The organism is Capsulimonas corticalis, assembly GCF_003574315.2.
In the GTDB taxonomy this organism is placed as follows: domain Bacteria; phylum Armatimonadota; class Armatimonadia; order Armatimonadales; family Capsulimonadaceae; genus Capsulimonas; species Capsulimonas corticalis.
This window is the reverse complement of the sequence record NZ_AP025739.1, coordinates 146,877-165,495: the sequence shown is the minus strand read 5'-3', so window position 1 is coordinate 165,495 and position 18,619 is coordinate 146,877. Positions and strand designations below refer to the sequence as shown.

At 61.5% G+C, this 18,619-nt stretch carries 19 protein-coding genes and 1 tRNA gene; 14 read left to right on the top strand and 6 right to left on the bottom strand.

The annotated features are described in order from the left end of the window. Positions 1–160: 160 nt before the first annotated feature. Positions 161–2,752 carry a DNA gyrase subunit A gene (gene gyrA, locus D5261_RS00795; RefSeq protein WP_119320058.1) on the bottom strand — a complete coding sequence of 864 codons (2,592 nt, stop codon included), beginning with the start codon at positions 2,750–2,752 and terminating at the stop codon, positions 161–163. A gap of 202 nt (positions 2,753–2,954) precedes the next feature. On the opposite strand from gyrA, the gene D5261_RS00790 reads away from it, so the two are divergent. The 6 genes from D5261_RS00790 (at position 2,955) to D5261_RS00765 (ending at position 6,825) form a co-directional block, all read left to right on the top strand. Beyond that, the gene (locus D5261_RS00790; protein WP_119320057.1) at positions 2,955–3,188 is read left to right on the top strand and encodes an AbrB/MazE/SpoVT family DNA-binding domain-containing protein; all 234 of its coding nucleotides are present in this window, start codon (positions 2,955–2,957) and stop codon (positions 3,186–3,188) included. A gap of 18 nt (positions 3,189–3,206) precedes the next feature. Beyond that, positions 3,207–3,623: a type II toxin-antitoxin system death-on-curing family toxin gene (locus D5261_RS00785; protein WP_165863987.1), complete on the top strand. Its 417-nt coding sequence runs from the start codon at positions 3,207–3,209 to the stop codon at positions 3,621–3,623. Positions 3,624–3,845: 222 nt separating this feature from the next. Then, on the top strand, positions 3,846–4,268 hold the full coding sequence (locus tag D5261_RS00780; protein WP_301002384.1) for a hypothetical protein: 423 nt from the start codon (positions 3,846–3,848) through the stop codon (positions 4,266–4,268). Positions 4,269–4,350: 82 nt separating this feature from the next. Further along, positions 4,351–4,662, top strand: coding sequence for a hypothetical protein (locus D5261_RS00775; RefSeq protein ID WP_125205832.1), 312 nt, complete (start codon positions 4,351–4,353; stop codon positions 4,660–4,662). A gap of 77 nt (positions 4,663–4,739) precedes the next feature. After that, positions 4,740–5,309: a redoxin domain-containing protein gene (locus D5261_RS00770; RefSeq protein ID WP_119320054.1), complete on the top strand. Its 570-nt coding sequence runs from the start codon at positions 4,740–4,742 to the stop codon at positions 5,307–5,309. A 52-nt stretch (positions 5,310–5,361) separates the two neighbouring features. Continuing rightward, positions 5,362–6,825 carry a monooxygenase gene (locus D5261_RS00765; RefSeq protein WP_119320053.1) on the top strand — a complete coding sequence of 488 codons (1,464 nt, stop codon included), beginning with the start codon at positions 5,362–5,364 and terminating at the stop codon, positions 6,823–6,825. A 54-nt stretch (positions 6,826–6,879) separates the two neighbouring features. Here D5261_RS00765 and D5261_RS00760 read toward each other — a convergent pair whose 3' ends face one another. Both D5261_RS00760 and ppk1 read right to left on the bottom strand, forming a co-directional pair. Then, positions 6,880–7,245, bottom strand: a complete 366-nt coding sequence (locus D5261_RS00760; RefSeq protein ID WP_165863986.1) for a YkvA family protein — start codon at positions 7,243–7,245, stop codon at positions 6,880–6,882. Between the two features lie 229 nt (positions 7,246–7,474). Further along, on the bottom strand, positions 7,475–9,778 hold the full coding sequence (ppk1, locus tag D5261_RS00755; protein WP_218025510.1) for a polyphosphate kinase 1: 2,304 nt from the start codon (positions 9,776–9,778) through the stop codon (positions 7,475–7,477). Between the two features lie 104 nt (positions 9,779–9,882). Here ppk1 and D5261_RS00750 point away from each other — a divergent pair, with 104 nt between their 5' ends. Together D5261_RS00750 and D5261_RS00745 are read left to right on the top strand one after the other, a co-directional pair. Further along, the gene (locus tag D5261_RS00750) at positions 9,883–10,299 is read left to right on the top strand and encodes a phosphatase PAP2 family protein (protein WP_165863985.1); all 417 of its coding nucleotides are present in this window, start codon (positions 9,883–9,885) and stop codon (positions 10,297–10,299) included. 97 nt (positions 10,300–10,396) lie between these two features. After that, the gene (locus D5261_RS00745) at positions 10,397–11,227 is read left to right on the top strand and encodes a protein phosphatase 2C domain-containing protein (RefSeq protein ID WP_165863984.1); all 831 of its coding nucleotides are present in this window, start codon (positions 10,397–10,399) and stop codon (positions 11,225–11,227) included. 39 nt (positions 11,228–11,266) lie between these two features. Here the strand turns inward: D5261_RS00745 and D5261_RS00740 are convergent, their stop codons facing one another. Continuing rightward, positions 11,267–12,388 (bottom strand): lysylphosphatidylglycerol synthase transmembrane domain-containing protein, encoded by a 1,122-nt coding sequence (locus D5261_RS00740; RefSeq protein WP_301002383.1) that lies wholly within the window; start codon positions 12,386–12,388, stop codon positions 11,267–11,269. Between D5261_RS00740 and D5261_RS00735 the strand changes: the two genes are divergently transcribed. From D5261_RS00735 to D5261_RS00715, 5 genes are all read left to right on the top strand, one after another. After that, positions 12,387–13,334, top strand: coding sequence for an alpha/beta hydrolase (locus tag D5261_RS00735; RefSeq protein WP_301002382.1), 948 nt, complete (start codon positions 12,387–12,389; stop codon positions 13,332–13,334). The two genes, D5261_RS00740 and D5261_RS00735, sit on opposite strands and share 2 nt — an antisense overlap. Beyond that, the gene (locus D5261_RS00730; RefSeq protein WP_119320047.1) at positions 13,331–14,329 is read left to right on the top strand and encodes an alpha/beta hydrolase; all 999 of its coding nucleotides are present in this window, start codon (positions 13,331–13,333) and stop codon (positions 14,327–14,329) included. The genes D5261_RS00735 and D5261_RS00730 overlap by 4 nt, the downstream gene beginning before the upstream one ends. Positions 14,330–14,334: 5 nt before the next feature. After that, positions 14,335–16,167 carry a bifunctional lysylphosphatidylglycerol flippase/synthetase MprF gene (locus D5261_RS00725; protein ID WP_119320046.1) on the top strand — a complete coding sequence of 611 codons (1,833 nt, stop codon included), beginning with the start codon at positions 14,335–14,337 and terminating at the stop codon, positions 16,165–16,167. 14 nt (positions 16,168–16,181) lie between these two features. After that, positions 16,182–16,733, top strand: a complete 552-nt coding sequence (locus tag D5261_RS00720) for an MOSC domain-containing protein (RefSeq protein WP_119320045.1) — start codon at positions 16,182–16,184, stop codon at positions 16,731–16,733. Between the two features lie 164 nt (positions 16,734–16,897). Beyond that, positions 16,898–17,239 carry a YciI family protein gene (locus tag D5261_RS00715; RefSeq protein WP_119320044.1) on the top strand — a complete coding sequence of 114 codons (342 nt, stop codon included), beginning with the start codon at positions 16,898–16,900 and terminating at the stop codon, positions 17,237–17,239. Positions 17,240–17,323: 84 nt separating this feature from the next. On the opposite strand, the gene D5261_RS00710 is transcribed toward D5261_RS00715, so the two are convergent. Both D5261_RS00710 and D5261_RS00705 read right to left on the bottom strand, forming a co-directional pair. Next, complete coding sequence (locus tag D5261_RS00710; RefSeq protein ID WP_119320043.1) at positions 17,324–17,917, bottom strand: sterol desaturase family protein; 594 nt, start codon at positions 17,915–17,917, stop codon at positions 17,324–17,326. Between the two features lie 232 nt (positions 17,918–18,149). Continuing rightward, positions 18,150–18,223 (bottom strand) — tRNA-Gln (locus D5261_RS00705). Between the two features lie 165 nt (positions 18,224–18,388). Between D5261_RS00705 and D5261_RS00700 the strand changes: the two genes are divergently transcribed. Beyond that, positions 18,389–18,619 carry an NIL domain-containing protein gene (locus D5261_RS00700; RefSeq protein ID WP_119320042.1) on the top strand — a complete coding sequence of 77 codons (231 nt, stop codon included), beginning with the start codon at positions 18,389–18,391 and terminating at the stop codon, positions 18,617–18,619.

Genomic DNA, 18,619 nt, shown 5'->3' with positions numbered 1-18,619 from the left:
CCCTGCTTCCTTGGTTCGCGGGTGCGCGAACCTGGTAATATTATTGGGTTTTGAGCGGGGATTTTTTAGGGGAAATCGGACAGCGCGGCGGCAAACAAAAAACGCCTCCCACATCGACTGATGCGGGAGGCGTTTTGGTTTTTGAGACGATCGCCGGCGGCTACGCCGCGTTCGGATCGGCGGGCGGTTCGAGCGGCAGCTTGTCGGCGGTGATGCGCTCGACGCTGGCGACGGTGTCGTTGTCGCTCAGGTTGATCGCGCGTACGCCTTGGGTGCTGCGGCCGCTGCTGCGGATGTCGTCGACGCGCAGGCGGATGGTGATGCCTTCGCGCGTCATGATCAGCAGGCGGTCGTCTTTATCGACGACCTGCGCGTCCACGATATCCCCGGTCTTCTCGGAAAGCGCCATCGTCAGGATGCCCTTGCCGCCGCGCGACTGCGAGCGGTATTCCTTGAACGGCGTCCGCTTGGAGATGCCGCGCTCACCGATCACGAGCAGGTCCAGCTCCGGATCGACCAGCGCCATCCCGACCACGGAGTCGCCCTTCTCTTCCGAGAGGCGAATTCCGCGCACGCCGCCGGCGGCGCGGCCGCGCGAGGGGACTTCGTTCTCGTGGAAACGGATCGACATGCCCTTGCGGGTGACCATGATGATTTCGTTTTCGCCGGTCGTGTGTGCGACCCACTTGAGTGAGTCGTTTTCTTCGATGTCGAAGACGTTCAGGCCGTTATTGCGCAGGTTGGCGAACTCGGACAGCTTGGTGCGCTTGACTTCGCCGCATTCGGTGGCGAGGAGCAGGTATCCCGTGGCTTCCTTGTAGTCCTTGATCGGGACCGTCGCCGTGATGCGCTCACCCGGCTGGATGTTGATCAAGTTGATGACGGCGGAGCCCATGGCCGTGCGCGAGGTCTGCGGCACTTCGTACGCCTTGAGACGATACACGCGGCCCCGGTCGGTGAAGAACAGGATATAGTGGTGCGTCGTGGCGATGAAGAGGTGCTCGATCGTGTCCTCTTCCTTCGTCGTCGCGCCGATCCGTCCCTTGCCGCCGCGGTGCTGGGTGGGATAGGTCTCCTTGGGGACGCGCTTGATATAACCGTCGCGCGTGATCGAGACGATCATCTCCTCTTCGGGGATGAGATCCTCGTCGCCGATCTCCTCGGCCTCCATCGGAACGATCCGCGTGCGCCGTTCGTCGCCGTACTTATCGCGCAGGAACTTCAGCTCCTGCTTGATGATCTGCTCGACGCGGGCGGGGGTGGCGAGGATGTCCTCGTAGAACCCGATCTCCTTCAGCAAGCCCTTATACTCATTCTCGACCTGCTCGCGCGCCAGGCCCGTGAGGGTGCGCAGCTGCATTTGGAGAATAGCGTCGGCCTGGAGCTGGGAGAGCGTGAAGCGCGCCATCATCTCGGTGCGCGCGATTTCCGCCGTGCGTGAGGCGCGGATCAAGGCGATGATCTCGTCCAGGAAGTCCAGCGCGATCCGCAAGCCTTCCAAGATATGGGCGCGCGCCTTGGCTTTGTTCAGCTCGAAGATGGTGCGCCGGACGATGACTTCGCGGCGGTGTTTCAGGAACGCGCTGAGCACCTGGGGCAGCGACAGGATCTGCGGCTGGCCTTCAATGAGCGCGATCATGTTGACGCCGAACGTGGAGCGCATCGGCGTGTGCTTGAGCAGGAAGTTCAGGACCTTCTTGGGATACGCCTCGCGCTTGAGCTCGATCACGACCTTCATACCGGTTTTGTCGGTGTAGTCGTTGAGGTTGACGATCCCTTCAATCTTCTTCTGCTTGACCAGATCCGCGATCTGCTCGATCAGGCGCTGCTTGATGACCTGATAGGGCAGTTCGGTGATGACGATCGTGTTGCGGCCGTTTTCAATCGGCTCGATCGTGGTGCGGGCCTGCATGATGACCGAGCCGCGTCCCGTGGCGTACGCCTGACGGATGCCTTTGGTGCCCAGGATCAGGCCGTGGGTCGGAAAGTCCGGTCCCTTGATGAACGTCATGAGTTCATCGGAGGTCGCGTCGGGGTTATCGATCAGGTGATACAGGGCGTCGATCACCTCGCGCAGATTGTGCGGCGGGATGTTGGTCGCCATGCCGACGGCGATGCCGCTGCCGCCGTTACAGATCAGGTTCGGGAACTTGCCGGGAAGAACGGTCGGCTCTTGGCGCGTCTGGTCGTAGTTGTCCGTCCAGTCCACCGTCTCGCGGTCCAGGTCCTGGAGGAGTTCGGTGGCGAAGTTGGACATACGGGCTTCGGTGTAACGCATGGCGGCCGGCGGGTCGCCGTCGATGCTTCCGAAGTTGCCCTGTCCGTCCACGAGCGGGTAGCGCAGCGAGAAATCCTGCGCCATGCGGACCATGGTGGGATACACGACGGCTTCGCCGTGCGGATGGTAGTTACCCGACGTGTCGCCCGCGATCTTCGCCGACTTTCGGTGCTGGGCGCCCGGCGTGAGGTTCAAGTCGCTCATCGCCATCAGAATGCGCCGCTGGACGGGCTTAAGGCCGTCGCGCACGTCGGGAAGCGCCCGCGAGATAATCGTCGACATCGCGTAGTTGAGATACGATTGCCGCATCTCATCTTCGAGCGTCGTATTGACAACTTCAAACCCCGCATTGTTCGGAAGCAGCGCGGTCGCTGTCTCCGCTACGGGCGCTTCCGGCTGCTCATCAGGCGTATCCGGCTGGTCATCGGGGTTCTCGGGAGTCGTGTCGGGGGTCGGAACTTCTTCGTCAGCCATATCTCAATCCTCTCACACAAAATCCAGTCAAAAGAGTGGTAGTATTTTACCCTATTTGGCAGTTAATGTCAAGATTAGGACGCTCCTTACATGCAAACAAGGATGGCTTCCAATGATCTTTAGGACAAAATAAACCGCTTGTGTGTACTTACAATGTTCTTACGATATAATATGATTAATGTACTCACGATGGAGGGAAATTATGACGAGAACACTGCAAAAAATTGGGAATAGCAAGGGGCTAATTATCACCCGTGATATGCTCCAGCATTTGGGTGTGTCGGATGAAGTGGAAGTAGCCTTTGAGGCGGGCCGTATTGTCATTTCAGCGCCTATAGTGGAGGCTCCACGGCGACGGCAAAGTTTTGAAGAAGCCGCCGATGCGACATTTATTCAGTACGATGAAGCACTACGGCGTTTAGCGGATGCCAGCTAATTGTCAAGGTCAGGTCTTTTGAACATATCAGATGTCATATTTCTAACCGTTGAGCAGGTCATCGATTTGCACGAAAGAGCGATCCGCACGCACTCGCCCGGCGAGTCGCTGGCGATCCGCGACGCGGGGCTTCTCGAATCCGCCGTGATGGCGCCGCAGCACACCTGGGGCGGTGAATATCTCTATCCCACGGTTGCGGAGATGGCGGCGCAATATCTGATCAGTCTCAATCAGAACCACGCTTTTGAAAATGGCAACAAGCGGGCGGGCTTCGCAGCCTGCGCCGTGTTTCTGCGCCTGAACGGCTATCATTTGGGGCTGACCCCGAATGGAGCCGCGGAACTCACGCTCGCCGTCGCCAGTCATTCGATTGAGCGTGATGCGGTTATCGCGCAAATCATGCAGGGACTCGAAAATATTTCTTCGCCGGCGTGAACACTTTTCCCGCTGCGGAGAACTAATACTTGAGACCGCAGCAGATGCTGGAAAGAATAGGGAACGATATCTATGATTCCGCTCAATCAAATCCAAGTCGCGAGCCCGTGTCATGAATCCTGGTCCGAGATGGATGGCGATGGCTCAGTGCGCTTTTGCAGTAAGTGCAGTCGCAATGTTTACAATCTGTCGGAGATGACAGCCGAGCAGGCCCAAGCTCTTGTGGCTGAGAAAGAAGGGCGGCTTTGCGTTCGGTTCTATCAGCGTAAAGACGGAACGATGATCACGCGCGACTGTCCCGTCGGCGTTCGCATCGCGCGGCGGCGTTTTGTCGCGGCGCTGTCCTGGGCGGCGTCCCTGGCCGTCGCGTCGATCACCGGAGCGCTGCGCCCCGCCGGCGCGGCCAATGCGTCGAAAGCGTCGCCGCCGCCCGCTGTAGTCGCAAGCATGGGAGACATCGCCGCGCCCGTGAAGCCCCATTCGCCGACGCCAAAGCCCAAGCCTGCCGTGAAGCCAAAGGCGCCAAAGATCCCGCTGAAGCCGATGATGGGCAAGATCGCTATGCCCCCTCCGCGCAAACCCGCGCCAACCGCCTTAATGGGAGCGGCGATGCCGCCTCCGCCGTCCACGAAGAGCGGTCAATAGTCATGGCGCAGGCAATCAGCGGCGGCGTTCCGTCAAAATGCTGGCTTGAGAATTTGTGAATGGCAACGGGAAAGAGACGTGTATGATTCCGCTCAACCAGATCCAGGTCTCCAGTCCATGTCGCGAATCCTGGTCCGAGATGGCCGGCGATGAATCCGTGCGATTCTGCAATCGCTGCCGCTCCAACGTATACAACCTTTCGGCGATGACGGCCGACGAAGCGCAGGCGCTGGTTGCCGAACGCGAAGGGAAACTTTGTGTTCGGTTCTACCAACGCTGCGGAAGCAGCTTCTCGCGCCGCATGCGTTGCCGGGTCAGGCCGCATCCGCTTCACCCAAGAACACAAAATAGACTTCGTATTTCAGAGTTGCTTCATGATTTCGCGGTATCTTAACTTCGTCACGCGGTGTTCTTGGAGCGTTGTCCATCGAACCGCTGTCAGAGATTTACGTCAATAGCACTGTGAAATTTATGAATGCGCCCTGTTTTTCTTCCATTCTGACGATGATCGGCCTGGCCGCCATGGCGGCGACCGCGCCGAGTGCGCCTGTCCCCGTTGATCTTGCGGGAGCGCGGTGTCCTATTCCCAGCCCGCGGGCGAAGGCGACGGTGCTGTTTTTTGTGGCGCACGATTGTCCGATCGCCAATGCGTATGCTCCGGAGATCAATCGGATCGTTGGGGGGTATTCGCCGAAGCAGATGGCGTTTCGGGTGGTGTATGTGGAGACGGACGCCGGCGACGGCGTGCTGAAGAAGCATGCGAAGGATTATGGATTTCGATGCCCGGAGGTTCATGATTCGGGACACCGGCTGGTGACCCTGACGGGGGCGGCGACGACGCCGGAGGCGGTGGTTCTGTCGGCGTCCGGGAAAGTTTTGTATCGGGGGCGTATTGACGATCAATACGCTGGGTTTGGGCTTAGGCGCAATGCGCCGAAGCATCGGGATTTGAGGAACGCGCTGGATTCGATCGCGCAGGGCCGTCCGGTTTCTATCGCGCGCACTCCCGTGTTGGGGTGCGCCATTCCGCCGCTGCATTGAAGTTCATCGTAGATATTCACGCCGACGAATACAGGAAAAGAGTGAGCGACTGATGATCTCCAACAAGACATTTGCCCTGATCGGAACGGTCGCCTTGACGGCGGCGCTGGCGACGGTCCTGCGGACAACGCCGCCCGTCGCGCGCGCCGAGGAGCCGAAGGCGGACAAATCGGTGACATACACCAAGGATGTCGCGCCGATTCTCTATTCGCAATGCTCCAGCTGCCATCGGCCCGGCGAAGTGGCGCCGTTCGCCCTGCTCAGTTACGACGACGCCAAGAAGCGCGCGGCGCAGATCGCCGCCGTGACGCAGAGCAAGTACATGCCGCCGTGGAAAGCGGCTTCGCATGGCGAGTTCCACGACGAGCGGCGTTTGACGGACGCCCAGATCGCGACGCTCAAGCAGTGGGTGGACGCGGGCGCTCCCGAGGGCGATCCCGCCGACTTGCCGCCGGCGCCCAAGTTCACCGTGGGCTGGCGTTTGGGCGCTCCGGACGCCGTCTTCCAGTCGCCGGTCTATACCGTCCCCGCCGAAGGGGCCGATATCTATCAGTGCTTCGTGATCCCGACGGATTACAAAGAGGACCGATACGTCTCGGCCATCGAAGTGCGGCCGGGCCAGCGGGCGGTGGTCCACCACGTCATCGCCTACTTGGACACCACCGGCGGCGCGCGCAAGCTGGACGCCGCCGATCCCGCGCCCGGTTACACATCCTATGGCGGCATCGGCGTGACCCCGTCCGGTGGTCTGGGCGGCTGGGCGCCGGGCAACGATCCCCGGCGGCTGGACAACGGCGTCGGAGTCCTTCTGCCCAAAGGGGCGGACATTGTCCTGCAAGTCCATTACCACCCGACCGGGAAAGTGGAAAAGGATTCGACGAAACTGGGCGTTTACTTCGCCAACGGTCCGGTGGACAAGCGCGTGCGGATCCAGGCCATCATCGCCCCCGCTCTGCGCGTGCCGCCCGGCGACGCCCACTACGAAACCGGCGGTTCGCAGGCCGTCCCGGCCAATGTCACCGTGCTCGGCGTGATGCCGCACATGCACCTGCTCGGGCATGACATGACCGTCGCCGCCACGCTGCCCGATGGGACGCAGCAACCGCTGGTGTCCGTGCCCGACTGGGACTTCAACTGGCAGTCGACCTACATGTATCAAAAGCCGCTGGAGCTGCCGCAGGGATCACGGATCCATCTGACCGCGCATTACGACAACTCCACGAACAACCCGCGCAATCCCAGCGATCCGCCCAAGCTCGTGACCTGGGGCGAGAAGACCACCGACGAGATGTGCATCGCCTTCGTCTTCTACACCGTGGACTCCGAGCACCTGACGAAGGGGATCGCCGCGACGGATGTCCCGGATCTTGGCATTGGCGGCGGAAAAGGCTCCCGAATGGAGAAGATGATGATGCTGTTCGACAAGAACGGCGACGGCAAACTCGACGACTCCGAGCGGGCCGCCATGATGCAGTTCCTGCAGGACATGATGGCGAAGAAGGCGGGGAAAGAGTAAGAATAAGTCAAAAAAGGCGCGGACCGTATGGTCCGCGCCTTTTTTAGTTCCGATTTAGTTGCGTCGCTCTCGAACGCGCACGCGTTCCGGCTGTAGGCCGGCGCGGGTGCGGTGCTCGTCAAGCACATCCGGCGGCACGGCGCCGAAGAAGTAGTTGATCGCCATCAGGACAATTCCCAAATCATCCATCATGCCCACGACGGGAATCCAATCCGGGATCAAATCCAGCGGGCTGGCGGCGTAGACAACAGCTCCCAAAAGCGCGGTCTTCGCGACCGGCGATATGCGACGGTCGGACAACAACCCTTTCATCAATTTTATATATCGCGGCGCGTCGGCCATCATGCGGCTCGCTGCGCGCAAGCCTCCGGCCCGGCGCGTCACGGTAAACATCTTCCAGAGTTGTGTGACTAAGTTCATCAAGGTCTCCTTCGCCCAATCCCCAGCGTACTCTTTTATAACGTAGATATACCCAGATATGTTCCGCGAATGCCCGCTCGATCTTAAGAAATGAGCATAAACTCCAAATCGGCGGGGATGATTACCGTAATTATGGCGATCTCGCATGCTTACTGTACCACAGATTGCCGCATTCCGTCCAAAAATCCCGTCCCATGCCGGAAATGCAATTTCCGGCATGGGAATCGGATTACGCCTCCACCGTCTCCTGGCGCTCCTGAAGGAATGTCTTCTGAGCGCTGAACGGCGCGTCGCCGTCCGGGGGCTGAAGGTGGACGTACTTACCGTCCGGCAGCAGCTGGTGGGCGTTGCGCGTGTCCTCAAGATATCGCTCCAGAACCTGCTCGCGCACGTGCTTTTTCAGGCCGGCGTCCTCCACCGGGAAGAGCACCTCGACGCGGCGCTCCAGGTTGCGGCGCATCAGGTCGGCGCTGCCCATGTAGATCTGCGTATTGCCGCCGTTGTAGAAGTAATAGATTCGCGAGTGCTCCAGGAACCGGCCGACGATGGAGACGACGCGGATATTTTCCGACACGCCGATCACGCCGGGGCGCAGGCAGCAGACGCCGCGCACGATCAAGTCGATCTTGACTCCCGCCTGCGCCGCCGCGTAGATGGCGCGGATGATCGGCTCGTCGGTGAGCGTATTGGTCTTGAAGATCAGGCGGGCCGGGCGGCCGCGCCGCGCGTGGGCGGCTTCGCGCTCGATCATCTGGATGAACCGCTCGCGCATGTTGACCGGCGCGACGAGCAGCTTGCGATACTTTGTCTGGCGCGAATAGCCCGTCAGCACGTTGAACAGCTCGGAGATGTCGGCGCAGATATCGGGGCGCGCCGTGAAGTACGACATGTCCGTGTAGATACGCGCGGTGATCGGATTGTAATTGCCCGTTCCGAGGTGGACGTAACGCCGCAGCTTGCCGTCCTTTTCCTTGCGGACGACCAGGGCCAGCTTGCAGTGCGTCTTGAGGCCGATCAGGCCGTAGACAACGTGGACGCCGGAGTCTTCCAACGCGCGCGCCCATTCAATGTTGTTCTCTTCGTCAAAGCGGGCTTTGAGTTCGACGAGCACCGCGACCTGGGTATCGTCGTCGCGCGATTCGGCGAGAAGTTTGACGATTGGGGAGTTTCCGCCGACCCGGTACAGTGTTTGCTTGATCGCGAGCACTCCCGGATCCTTGGCGCCGGTCTCGACAAAATCGATGATCGGGTTGAACGAATCGTATGGGTGGTGCAGCAGCAGGTCCTGCGCGCCGATCACGTCCAGGATCTCCTTCGGACGGTCCTGAAGCTCTTTGGGCAGGACCGGGATCAGCGGCGGGTCCTTCAGCTCCGGCTTGGGGAGCTTCCAGATCTGCATCAGGTCCGAAAGTCCAAGCGTGCCGTCGATCGTATAGACATCTTCTTTATCGACCAGCAGATTCTCGATCAGCAGCGTGCGCAGGCGAGGCGGCATGGAGGTGTTGACCTCCAGGCGGCAGACGTCGCCGAACTGGCGGGCGTGCAGGCCGCGCTCGACTGTTTGCAGCAGATCCGACGCTTCATCTTCCTGGATCTCGATGTCCGCGTCGCGCGTGACGCGGAACGGATGGCTTTCAATGACCTGAAGGCCGGGGAAGAGCATCTGGGCGTTGGCGGCGATGACCTGTTCGAGCCAGACGAAGTGCTGCTCCTCGCTGTGCTCGTTCGGGGGCGGGCAGGGGACAAGGCGCGGCAGGACGCCGGGAACCTTCATGCGCGCGAACTTCTCCCCGACCTCCGGGTCGCGGACGACGACGGCGAGATTGAGACTCAGGTTGGAGATATGCGGGAACGGGTGTCCGGGTCCAAGCGCAAGAGGCGTCAAGACCGGGAAGACTTCCTCGCGGAAGTAATCCCGCAGTGACTTCACCTGGCCGCGCGTCAGCTGGCTATAGTCCAGGAGGCGGACGCCATGGCTTTCCAGTTCCGGCTCCAGGGTTTTGTGGAAGTAGTTGGCGGCGTCTTGCAGCATCGGCCCGACTTCCGAGCGCAGGGCGGCGAGCTGTTCTCGGGGCGTCATGCCGTCGGGCGTCAGGTCCGCGAGGCCGGCGGCGACCTGCTGGAGCAGGCCCGACACGCGGATCATATAGTATTCGTCGAGATTGGAGTGACCGATCGCGATAAATTTGACCCGCTCCAGGAGAGGATGCTCTGGATCGGCGGCCTCGCCAAAGACGCGGTCGTTGAAGGCGAGCCAGGAAAGCTCCCGATTGAGATAAAGCGCGGGATCGCTCAGACTGAGCGACGATTCGATCGGCGAGGGCTTCGTGGCGGCGTCCGTCGCGGTGGCGTCGCCGTCCGGGACCGGCGCCATCTCGTCGGAGTCGATCTCTTCGAGACCCGCCTCCGCCAGATCGATCGGATCGAAATCTTCTTCGTATGACGTCTGTGTCATGACCTCATCCTGAGCGGCGCTGGCGTGATTGTCGTGGCGGCTGTTTTCTTCTTGGAGCGCGGCGGTGGGATTATTCATGGAAATCGGTTCCTCTGCAATTTCTGTTCTCTTGAAGAATTGGAAAATCCTGCCGTGTTATGAAACCGTCAGGAAATTCGGTGTGCTTTGTGGAACTTCGTGTTATGACGGACGCCGCACATTATATTGCCGACAGTCTCAATCCCCTGCTCATCATTTTCCTCTTTTGTACGGGAATCGCGCGCCGAGCGCGGTTTTCCGTCTGGAAATACTGGGTCGCCTGCGCCGTAGGGATCGGCGTGGCGGTGATCGTTGCGGAAGCTGGGAAGTATTTCGTGGTTTGGACGTCACATCCCTCCTTCCCCAGCGGTCATGAATCGTTCGCCATCTCCGCATCCGCCTGTCTTGCGGCGGCGGATCGGCGCTGGCTATGGGCTGTCGTCCCGCTTTGCCTGACGATGGGCTGGGCGCTGGTGGCCGCCGGATATCACTTCCCGGTCGACATTCTGGGGGCGGTTCTCCTCGCGCCGTGGCCTCCCATTGTCGTTTTCCATCGCCTGAGATCGCGGGTCGCGCAATAGTTTTGACTTTGGCGCCCCATTTGCTATATAATATATGAAAATGCCGGCTGCATTCGCGCGGCGGCGTCGATTTCAGGCTGGGAATGAGCAAGTAGTAATGAATTGCGACTGCGCGTTTTTTATTGGCGCGGACCACAAAATCTGTCAGGATTATGCGCTGTGCAGCGGCGGTGACGACTCCTGCGCCGTGGTGCTGTCGGACGGCTGTTCGTCGTCGCCGGACACCGACATCGGGGCGCGGCTTCTGGTCAAGGCGGCCGCCGGCAGCATGTCCTTGATCGATGTGATCCCGGATCCGTTTGAAAGTCTGGACCGGTATCACCAGCAAACCCTGCGCCTCGCCGCGCTCGGCTGCAACGTGATCCGCCTCGATCCCGCCTGTTTGGACGCCACCTTGATGACGATCAAGGCGAACGCCGAAGGCTTCGTCGTGAGCTGCTACGGCGACGGCGTCTTCGCGCTGCTGCGCCGCGACGGCGTTGCGGAGATCTACTCCATCGACTTCGCCGACGGCTACCCGCACTATCTGAGCTATCTGCTCCACCCGGAGCGCCACGACGAGTTTGAAGCCTGGACGTCCAACATCAAGCATGTCACCCGCCAGCTCCTGCCCCGCGACGGGAGCGAGCCCAATACGCGCGTGTCGGACGCCGCAGTCGAATTTTACTACGGCTCCGCCGCCGATTATCTCTTCGCCGTCGCGATCTCCGACGGTATCTTTTCCTTCACCGAAGCCCCTCAGCCCGGTTCCCCCCAGCCCGGCCGCACCCTGCCGCTGGAGGACGTCCTGACTCCCTTGCTCGACTTCAAAAACGCCAGCGGCGAATTCGTCCAGCGCCGCCTGCAAGCATTTCTCCGCACCTGCGCCCTGCGCCGATGGCGCCACAGCGACGACCTCGCGATGGCCGCAATCTATTTGGGCGATTAGATCTCCAATTCTCTTTCCCGAGTAGGCCCTATTCCCCGCTCACGCCTCTTTCTTTCCAATCGCCTCTCGAACCACTCCCAGCAGCACCGGCAGGGGCAGCCAGACGGAGAGCAGGCGGTAAAGCAGCGTCACCCCCAGCGCGTCGGCCGGCGGCATTCCTCCGAGGCGGTGGAAGGTGACCGTCATCGCCCCTTCGAAAAATCCCAGACCTCCGGGCAGCAGCGATACGATTGCGGCCAGATTGCCCCCAACATAGCCGGCGGCGGCCGCCGCCGGGGCCAGCGGGGCGCGGAAGGCGCGGGCCGCGCAGAGGAGCGTGCCGACTTCGGCGGCGTGCATCAGCAGGGCCGCGCCGCAGGCGGCGGCGAGCGGGCCGGGCGCCTGGGTCATCTCGGTCCAGCGCGCATGGAAGCTGGACGCGGCGGCGCCGGCGCGCTGGGATGTTTCCTGGGCGCTGGAGCGGCGCAGAAGAGTCATCGCGCGCAGAGTGACGCGCTCGGCAAGCCGCGTCAGGCGATCTCGGGAGCGCAGCGCCGCCAGAGCGCAGACGGCGCCGATTGCGACGGTCAGGATCGCGGGTATTAATACGCGTGGGTGGAGCGCCGCGGCGCCGCCCGAATGTAGCAGCGCCATCAGCGCCAGAAGGGCGAGCGCGAAGAAGCCGGCGTAGTCCGCGATGTAGAATGTGGCCGCCGCCGCCTGGGCCGCACTCGCGGAGACCGAGCGGCGGCGCAGCAGGAAGACCAGCGTGGCGAGGCCCGCCACCGCCGGCCCCGGCAGCGCCCGGTTGGCGAAGAGAAAGGCGAAGGCGACGAAGACCAGGTATCCGAAGGCCGCGCGCTCGCCGCAGGCGCGGACGGCGACGGCGATGATCGCGGCGACGCCGCCGTAGACGCCGATCTGGCAAAGGACCGCGCCCAGCACCCATCGCCAATCAAGACGGCTGACCGCGCCGCGCAGGGCTCCGGCTTCATGGAATGTGGGGGCGAGCGCGGCGCCGATGACGCCGAGGACGAGGCATCCCACGAAGATACGCGCCCAGGGGATACGCTGCAAAAAAGGGACGGGCGCGTCGCTGTCGGCATGGTTCATGGCGGTAATTATGACATTTTTCATCGCTTTGGGAACGGACCGTAGGGCATAATACGCTATGAGACTCATGAAGATCGCTCCCATTCTCGCGCTGCTGTGCGCTGTCGCCGGCGTCGCCCCCGTCTTCGGAGCCGATACTAAGCCTCTCGATCCGCACGTTCCTGAAGGCAAAGTCATTCGGATCGCTCAAACGGCCACACTCGTTCGCAACAAGAAAAACCTTTCCAGCCGTGACATTCTCGTTTACGAGCCGCCGGGCTACGACGACCCGGAAAACGCAAATCGGCGTTACCCGGTGCTGTACCTGCTGCACGGATCGCCAGGCAATCCCTCGAACTTTCTCAATTTCGGTCATTGGCCGGAGATGATGGACCGGGAAGTTCAACAGGGCGCGTGCGTTCCGGCGATCCTGGTAATGCCCGACGGCAACTACGCCGGCTCCAAGTATGGAGATTCGGAATGGGTGAACTCGGCGGACGGACGCGATCGCTATGAGGATTATGTCGCGAAGGAGACGGTGGCGTGGGCGGACGCCAACCTGCGCACCCAGTCCGCCGCGCAAAGCCGGATCCTGTGCGGCGTCTCGGAGGGGGGCTACGGTGCGGTCAATATCGGCCTGCACCATCCCGAGGTGTTCGGCAAAGTCGTCGCCCTTTCGGGTTACTACCATAACGACGGCAGCGGCTGGGCGCGCCAGGTGATGGGGCATGATCCCCAATACCTGCGCGCGAATTCGCCGCTGGATTATCTTTCCGGGCTGGACGCGTCGTCCAAATCCGTGTCGGCCTGGAAAAAGAGCCTGTTCTATCTTGGAGCCGGGGAGGACGAAGGCTTATATGTGACGGAAACAAGGGCGCTTGCGTCGCGCTTTGACGAGCTCGGCATCCCCCAGACGCTCAGCGTGCTCAGCGGGCATCATGGCTGGGGCCTCTGGAACGCCCTCTTTGTCGGCGCGCTCAAAACCGTGCTCCCTCCTGACAGCGCCCCCGCCGGCGGATCGAGCGCCGCCGGATGAAGTGGAGCGCTTGGCCGGCGCCGCGTCGCCGGATCGTCAAAGCCGGCGCGATTTTATTCGCGCTCGCGGCCCTCTGCGCGGGGCTTTGGCAGTTCGATTGGGTAAGACAAAATGTTCAGCTAAAGTGGCTGGCGATCACCGGGCAGGCCTGGCGCGTGCGGGGGGAAGTGCGGACCGTTTCGGTCTGGAGCCCGGCGCTTGGAGCGTCACGCCGGGCGATCGTCTACACGCCGCCGGGATATCACTCCGACGTGGATAAGGCGCGCCGCTATCCCGTGCTGTACTTGCTGCACGGAGCGCCCGGCTCGCCAAACGATTGGTTTCGCTATGGACGCGCTCCAGAAGTGGCGGAGCGTCTCGTGGAGCAGCATCGATTGTCGCCGATGATCATCGTTTGCCCGGATGGGGACGGTGATGGATATATGGGAGACTCGGAATATATCGACGCGCCGGTTTCGCCTTCGGGTAAGGGGCCGGGGAAGCAAGTCGGGACATTTGTCGCGCGCGATCTCCCCGCGTGGATCGATGCGCACTACCGTACGATTGTCAGCCCCAGCGCCCGAATCCTGGGCGGCGTGTCTACCGGAGGCTACGGCGCGGTCAACCTCGCGCTGACCCATCCGGGCGTTTTCGAGACGGTCTTCTCGTTCTCGGGGTACTATGACGCAGCCCAGAGCGGCTGGGCGCGTCCCGTTTGGGGATATCATCCCACGGCGGAGAGCTTAAACGCGCAAAGTCCGCAGGATTATGTGACCGGCCCGCGCCCCGAATGGGCGGGGATCTGGATGTATTTGGGCGATGGGCGGAACGAGCGTGGCCCTTATGCCGCCGAAGGGGACGCGTTCGCGAAAAAACTGCACTCCGCCGGCATTGCGTGCGATCATGTGGAGATGCCGGGGCGTCACTCCTGGGATCTGTGGCGGCCGCAGCTGCGCGACGCGCTGATACGAGTGAATGGACGATTGGCTGGGCTGGGAGCGGACTCCCGCCATTGAGGGATATGATGGTCGTAGGAAGCAAGGGCGCTTCAGTCGAAGAAGAGCCGCCGGCAGCTCCTCCGAGTTTTTGGACGGCGATCCTGAGCAGGGCGCGCGGCATTGCCGCGCCGCTGCTCGCGTACGCCGTGGCGGCGCTGGGGCTTCTGAACCTTTGGTCCGCGCTGCTCGCGCGTGGGCCGGGCCGCGGCGCGTTCCTGCGCGATGTCGTCCACATGCCGATGGTTATCGAGCACGGTACGCGCACGCTCACGACTCTCTTCGGACTCGGTCTGCTGATGCTGGCGCGCTCGCTGCTGCGCCGCAAGCGCCAGGCCTGGAGCATCACGGTGCTGCTGGTGATCGTCACCCCGTTCCTGCATCTCGCTAAGGGCCTGGACTGGGAAGAAGCCGCGATCTGCCTGGTGATCCTGATCGGCCTGCTCACGCACCGGACATCGTTTTACGCGGAGAATGACCGGCCATCGGCGCGTCAAGGGGTTCTGGGTGCGCTGGGCATGCTCGGGTTCGCGCTGGTCTATGGACCGCTCGGCGTGCTGGCGCTCCACCACCAATTCCGTCCGGAGCCCAATCTCTCGAGCGCGATCGCCCAGTCCTCCCATCTTCTGTTCTATGTGCCGGTGCGCGCGACCCTCTCTCCGCTGACGCGCCGCGCCAACTGGTTTGAAGACTCCCTCGGTTACATCTCGGCCTTCGCGCTCGGCTACGCCGTCTTCATGGTGCTGCGTCCGGTGCTGCCTCGGGACGCCATCGGCGCGCGCGACCGCGCGCATGTGCGCCATCTGCTGACGCGCTGGGGGGGGGCGCCGCTCTCGTATTACGCGCTCCTGCCGGACAAGCGTTACTTGTTGGACACGGAGCATATCGAGCCGCAATGGGGAGTCGCTTATTGCCTGGTCGGCCGGCATGCGCTGGCGCTGGGCGATCCGCTGGGCGATCCCGCACTGGGCGGCCGCGCCATTCAGGAGTTTGTTACGCTCTGCGCCCACTACGACTGGTCGCCGTCGTTCTACCAGGTGACGGGGCGCTATCTCGATGAATACCGGGCCGTCGGCCTGAAGCCGTTTAAGATCGGCGAGGACGCCGTGATCGATCTGCCGTCCTTCTCCCTCAAGGGCAAGGCGTTTCAGGATCTGCGCACCGCGCTCAATAAGATGAGCAAAGGCGGCGTCGCTCTGGAAGAGTACGACACCGGCGGCGTGCTGGATCCGGAGACGCTGACTCAGCTTGCCGACATTACCGAAGAGTGGCTGGCGGCGCACAAAGGTCAGGAAAAGGGCTATGCGATGGGGCAGTTCGCGCCGGAAAGCGATCTGTTCCACGACAGCCGCTTATTCCTGGCGCGCGACGCCGCCACGCGTCGTGTGCTGGCCTTCGTGACGTTCGTCCCGATCTACGGCGGTTCGGATGTCGCCGCGAAACACGGTGTGGCGGGCTGGGGTCTGGACCTGATGCGCCGCCGGGGCGAGTCGCCGAACGGGGTGATGGAGTTCCTGATCGCTTCGGCGGCGGCGGCGTTCCAGCAGGAAGGCGCGCTGTCGATGAGCCTGGGACTCTCGCCGCTCGCGGATTCCGAGATGGAAGACGAGGAAGAGTGCGGCGAAAGCGAGTGGCTCGCCCGTCTGCGCGCCCTGATCTTCGACAAGTTCAACCAGTTCTACAACTTCAAGGGCCTCAACGCCTTTAAAGCCAAGTTCGCGCCGCAGTGGCAGTCGCGCTACCTTGTGTATCCGGCCACGCACTCGATCGGCGCCACCATCTACGCCGCCGGGCGCGCGCACAATCTCTCCGGCCGCTTCAGCGTTGTCGAGCAGTGGATCCGCAAGCTTCAGTCATGAAGGAAATCGCCAGGATGGACGGACATATTCGCCTCCAAGTCGCAGGCGTCTATATCGGCGGAGGCGGCGCTGTCGTCTCCGAACCCCAATCCGAGATCATTTGCGACCTCGGCGGCATTCAGGGAGACCGTCACTATGGTTTCACCAAATCCGCCGGCGTGCGTGAAAAGAAGTTTCACCCCAAGGGCGCGTCCATCTGGAACCCCCGAACGTGGTCAGCGGTCTCCGTGGAGGAGCTGGCCGAAATCGCCGCGTCGATGGGCGTCGCCGAAATCAAAGCCGAATGGCTCGGCGCCAACTTGCTTTTTCGTGGCGTCGGGAGTTTGACCAGCCTGCCGCCCATGACCCGCCTCGTCTTCTCCAGCGGCGCCATTCTTCTCGTCTACGGTGAAAACCTGCCATGCATCGGACCGGCAAACGTCATTCGGAAGCTGGCGACGCCTTTAGACATTCGATTGCCGCAGACATTTGGCAAAGCCGCCGCGAAAAAACGCGGCCTGGTAGGGTGGGTAGAGCGAGCGGGAGTAATACGGCCAGGGGATACTGCGGACGTGTATTTGCCGTAAGCATAAGAACGAATCTCGGGATTGCCGCCAATCAGGTCGCACTTCTTTCACATCGCCACGCCCGAAAAAATTCTTGGAGAATTTGTCGAATTCCGGCCCGGCTATTCGATGATATTGTGAAGGCAGGAAAACAGGTCCACCCGAAGACCTCGATAGGAGAAGTTATGGCGCAGTTTTTGGTTGCTATTCACCACCCAGACGACTACGACCCATTCCTCGCGGAGGACGAGGCGATGTCCCACGATATCGACGCGCTCAACGACGAGATGAAGGCTGCCGGTGTCCGGATCTTCGTTGGCGGCCTGCAGCCGGCGGGCCGCGCGATGTCTCTGCGGGCGCAGCCCACTGGTGAAGTGCTCATCACCGACGGGCCGTACCTGGAGACCAAGGAGCACATGGGCGGTTTCTGGGTGCTGGAAGCCGCGAATTTGGACGAGGCGCTGGCGTGGGGACGCAAGGCCGCCATCGCTTGCCGGGCGCCGGTTGAGGTGCGCCCGTTTTTCTGATGGAGGATCCGAGGGAAGTAACGGAGCGGCATGGACTCACAAAAAATCCCGCTGCGGATTTGCAGCGGGATTTTTTTGTTTGGACTACTTGTCGCCTGTGTTCTTGCCGGGCTTATTCTTACCAGGCGCGGCGGCCGGTCCACGTCGGTGGGCCTGGCTGCGGGAGGTGCGGGTCGGCGTGCGGCGCGTGGTCGGGACTGTTGGGGCCTCGCGCTTGGTGTCGCGCTTGTAGGTTCCCAGAACGAGGTCGGCCAGCGGCAGGATCACGTTGAGGTTCTTCTGCATGTGAACGTGGTGAATGCGGTGATGCTCGCGAATGAAGCGGTAAACGCCCCACTTTTCGAACGGGCGCTGGTTCGGAACGTGCATGCACCAGTGGAAGTACTCATACACGCCGTAGTACACGGCGATCGCGGCCAGGCCGCCCCAGAGCGAATGCGTGTGGGTAAGCTTCTCAACGGTCCAGATGATCGGGAAGTGAACACCGAGGAAGAGGATCAGCGCCCACCAGTCCATGGCGACATGCTCGGGCTCTTTGCCCTCGGCCAGGTAGTAGGTGTGATCGCCCTTGTAAATCTGATGGTGGGTCAGCGTGTGGGAATTGAAGGTACGGCGAATAAGCTTGGGAGTGTGGAACAGATATTTGTGGAACCACCACTCGAAAAAGCTTGCGTACAAGATCCAAGCAAAGAACGCCAGGATTTCCTGTGTGATAATTGTATTCAGCCTATTTTCCTCGTTTCTTCCAACCGCCGGTGTTGTATTGCCTCTAGTAGACGGAATTTGTTTCCGCACAGTTCCCAAGGCAATAAAGAAAACCACAACGTCGGCGACAAGCAGGAAGACAACGGAATGGTCGGCGCAACAAGAAGCGGTCTATTGTCTACAGTTGCTTACGCAGAAGCAAAAATGGTTCCGAGGCAGGGATTCGAACCCCAATAAAGAGCACCAAAAACTCTTGTCCTGCCATTGAACGACCTCGGAATACGATTGACATTATAACCGGGACCCGCCGCGTTTGTCAAGAATATTCCTTCGACGCGCGATTCTCCTGCCTGGTAATTTTACGTGCTTGCTTTTATCTTCGGTCGGTCTTCCCGGAAAATATAGGCAGGAATCCGGGCGGGCTTCGTTGAACCGTGGTCCATTATGAGTGAAACCCGTAAAGTGCAGTTGAATTACCCGCTGGATCGGCTTTCCGAGCCGGTGATCACGCGGCTCGTGACGGATTACGATCTGTCTCCCAACTTGATCCGCGCCGATGTCGAAGCCGGCAAGGGCGGCTGGATCGTCACGGAGCTGACCGGCGAAACCATGACCATTGACCGCGCCGTGGAGTGGATTCGCGGCCAGGGCGTCGGGGTGACGGAAGCTCCGTAA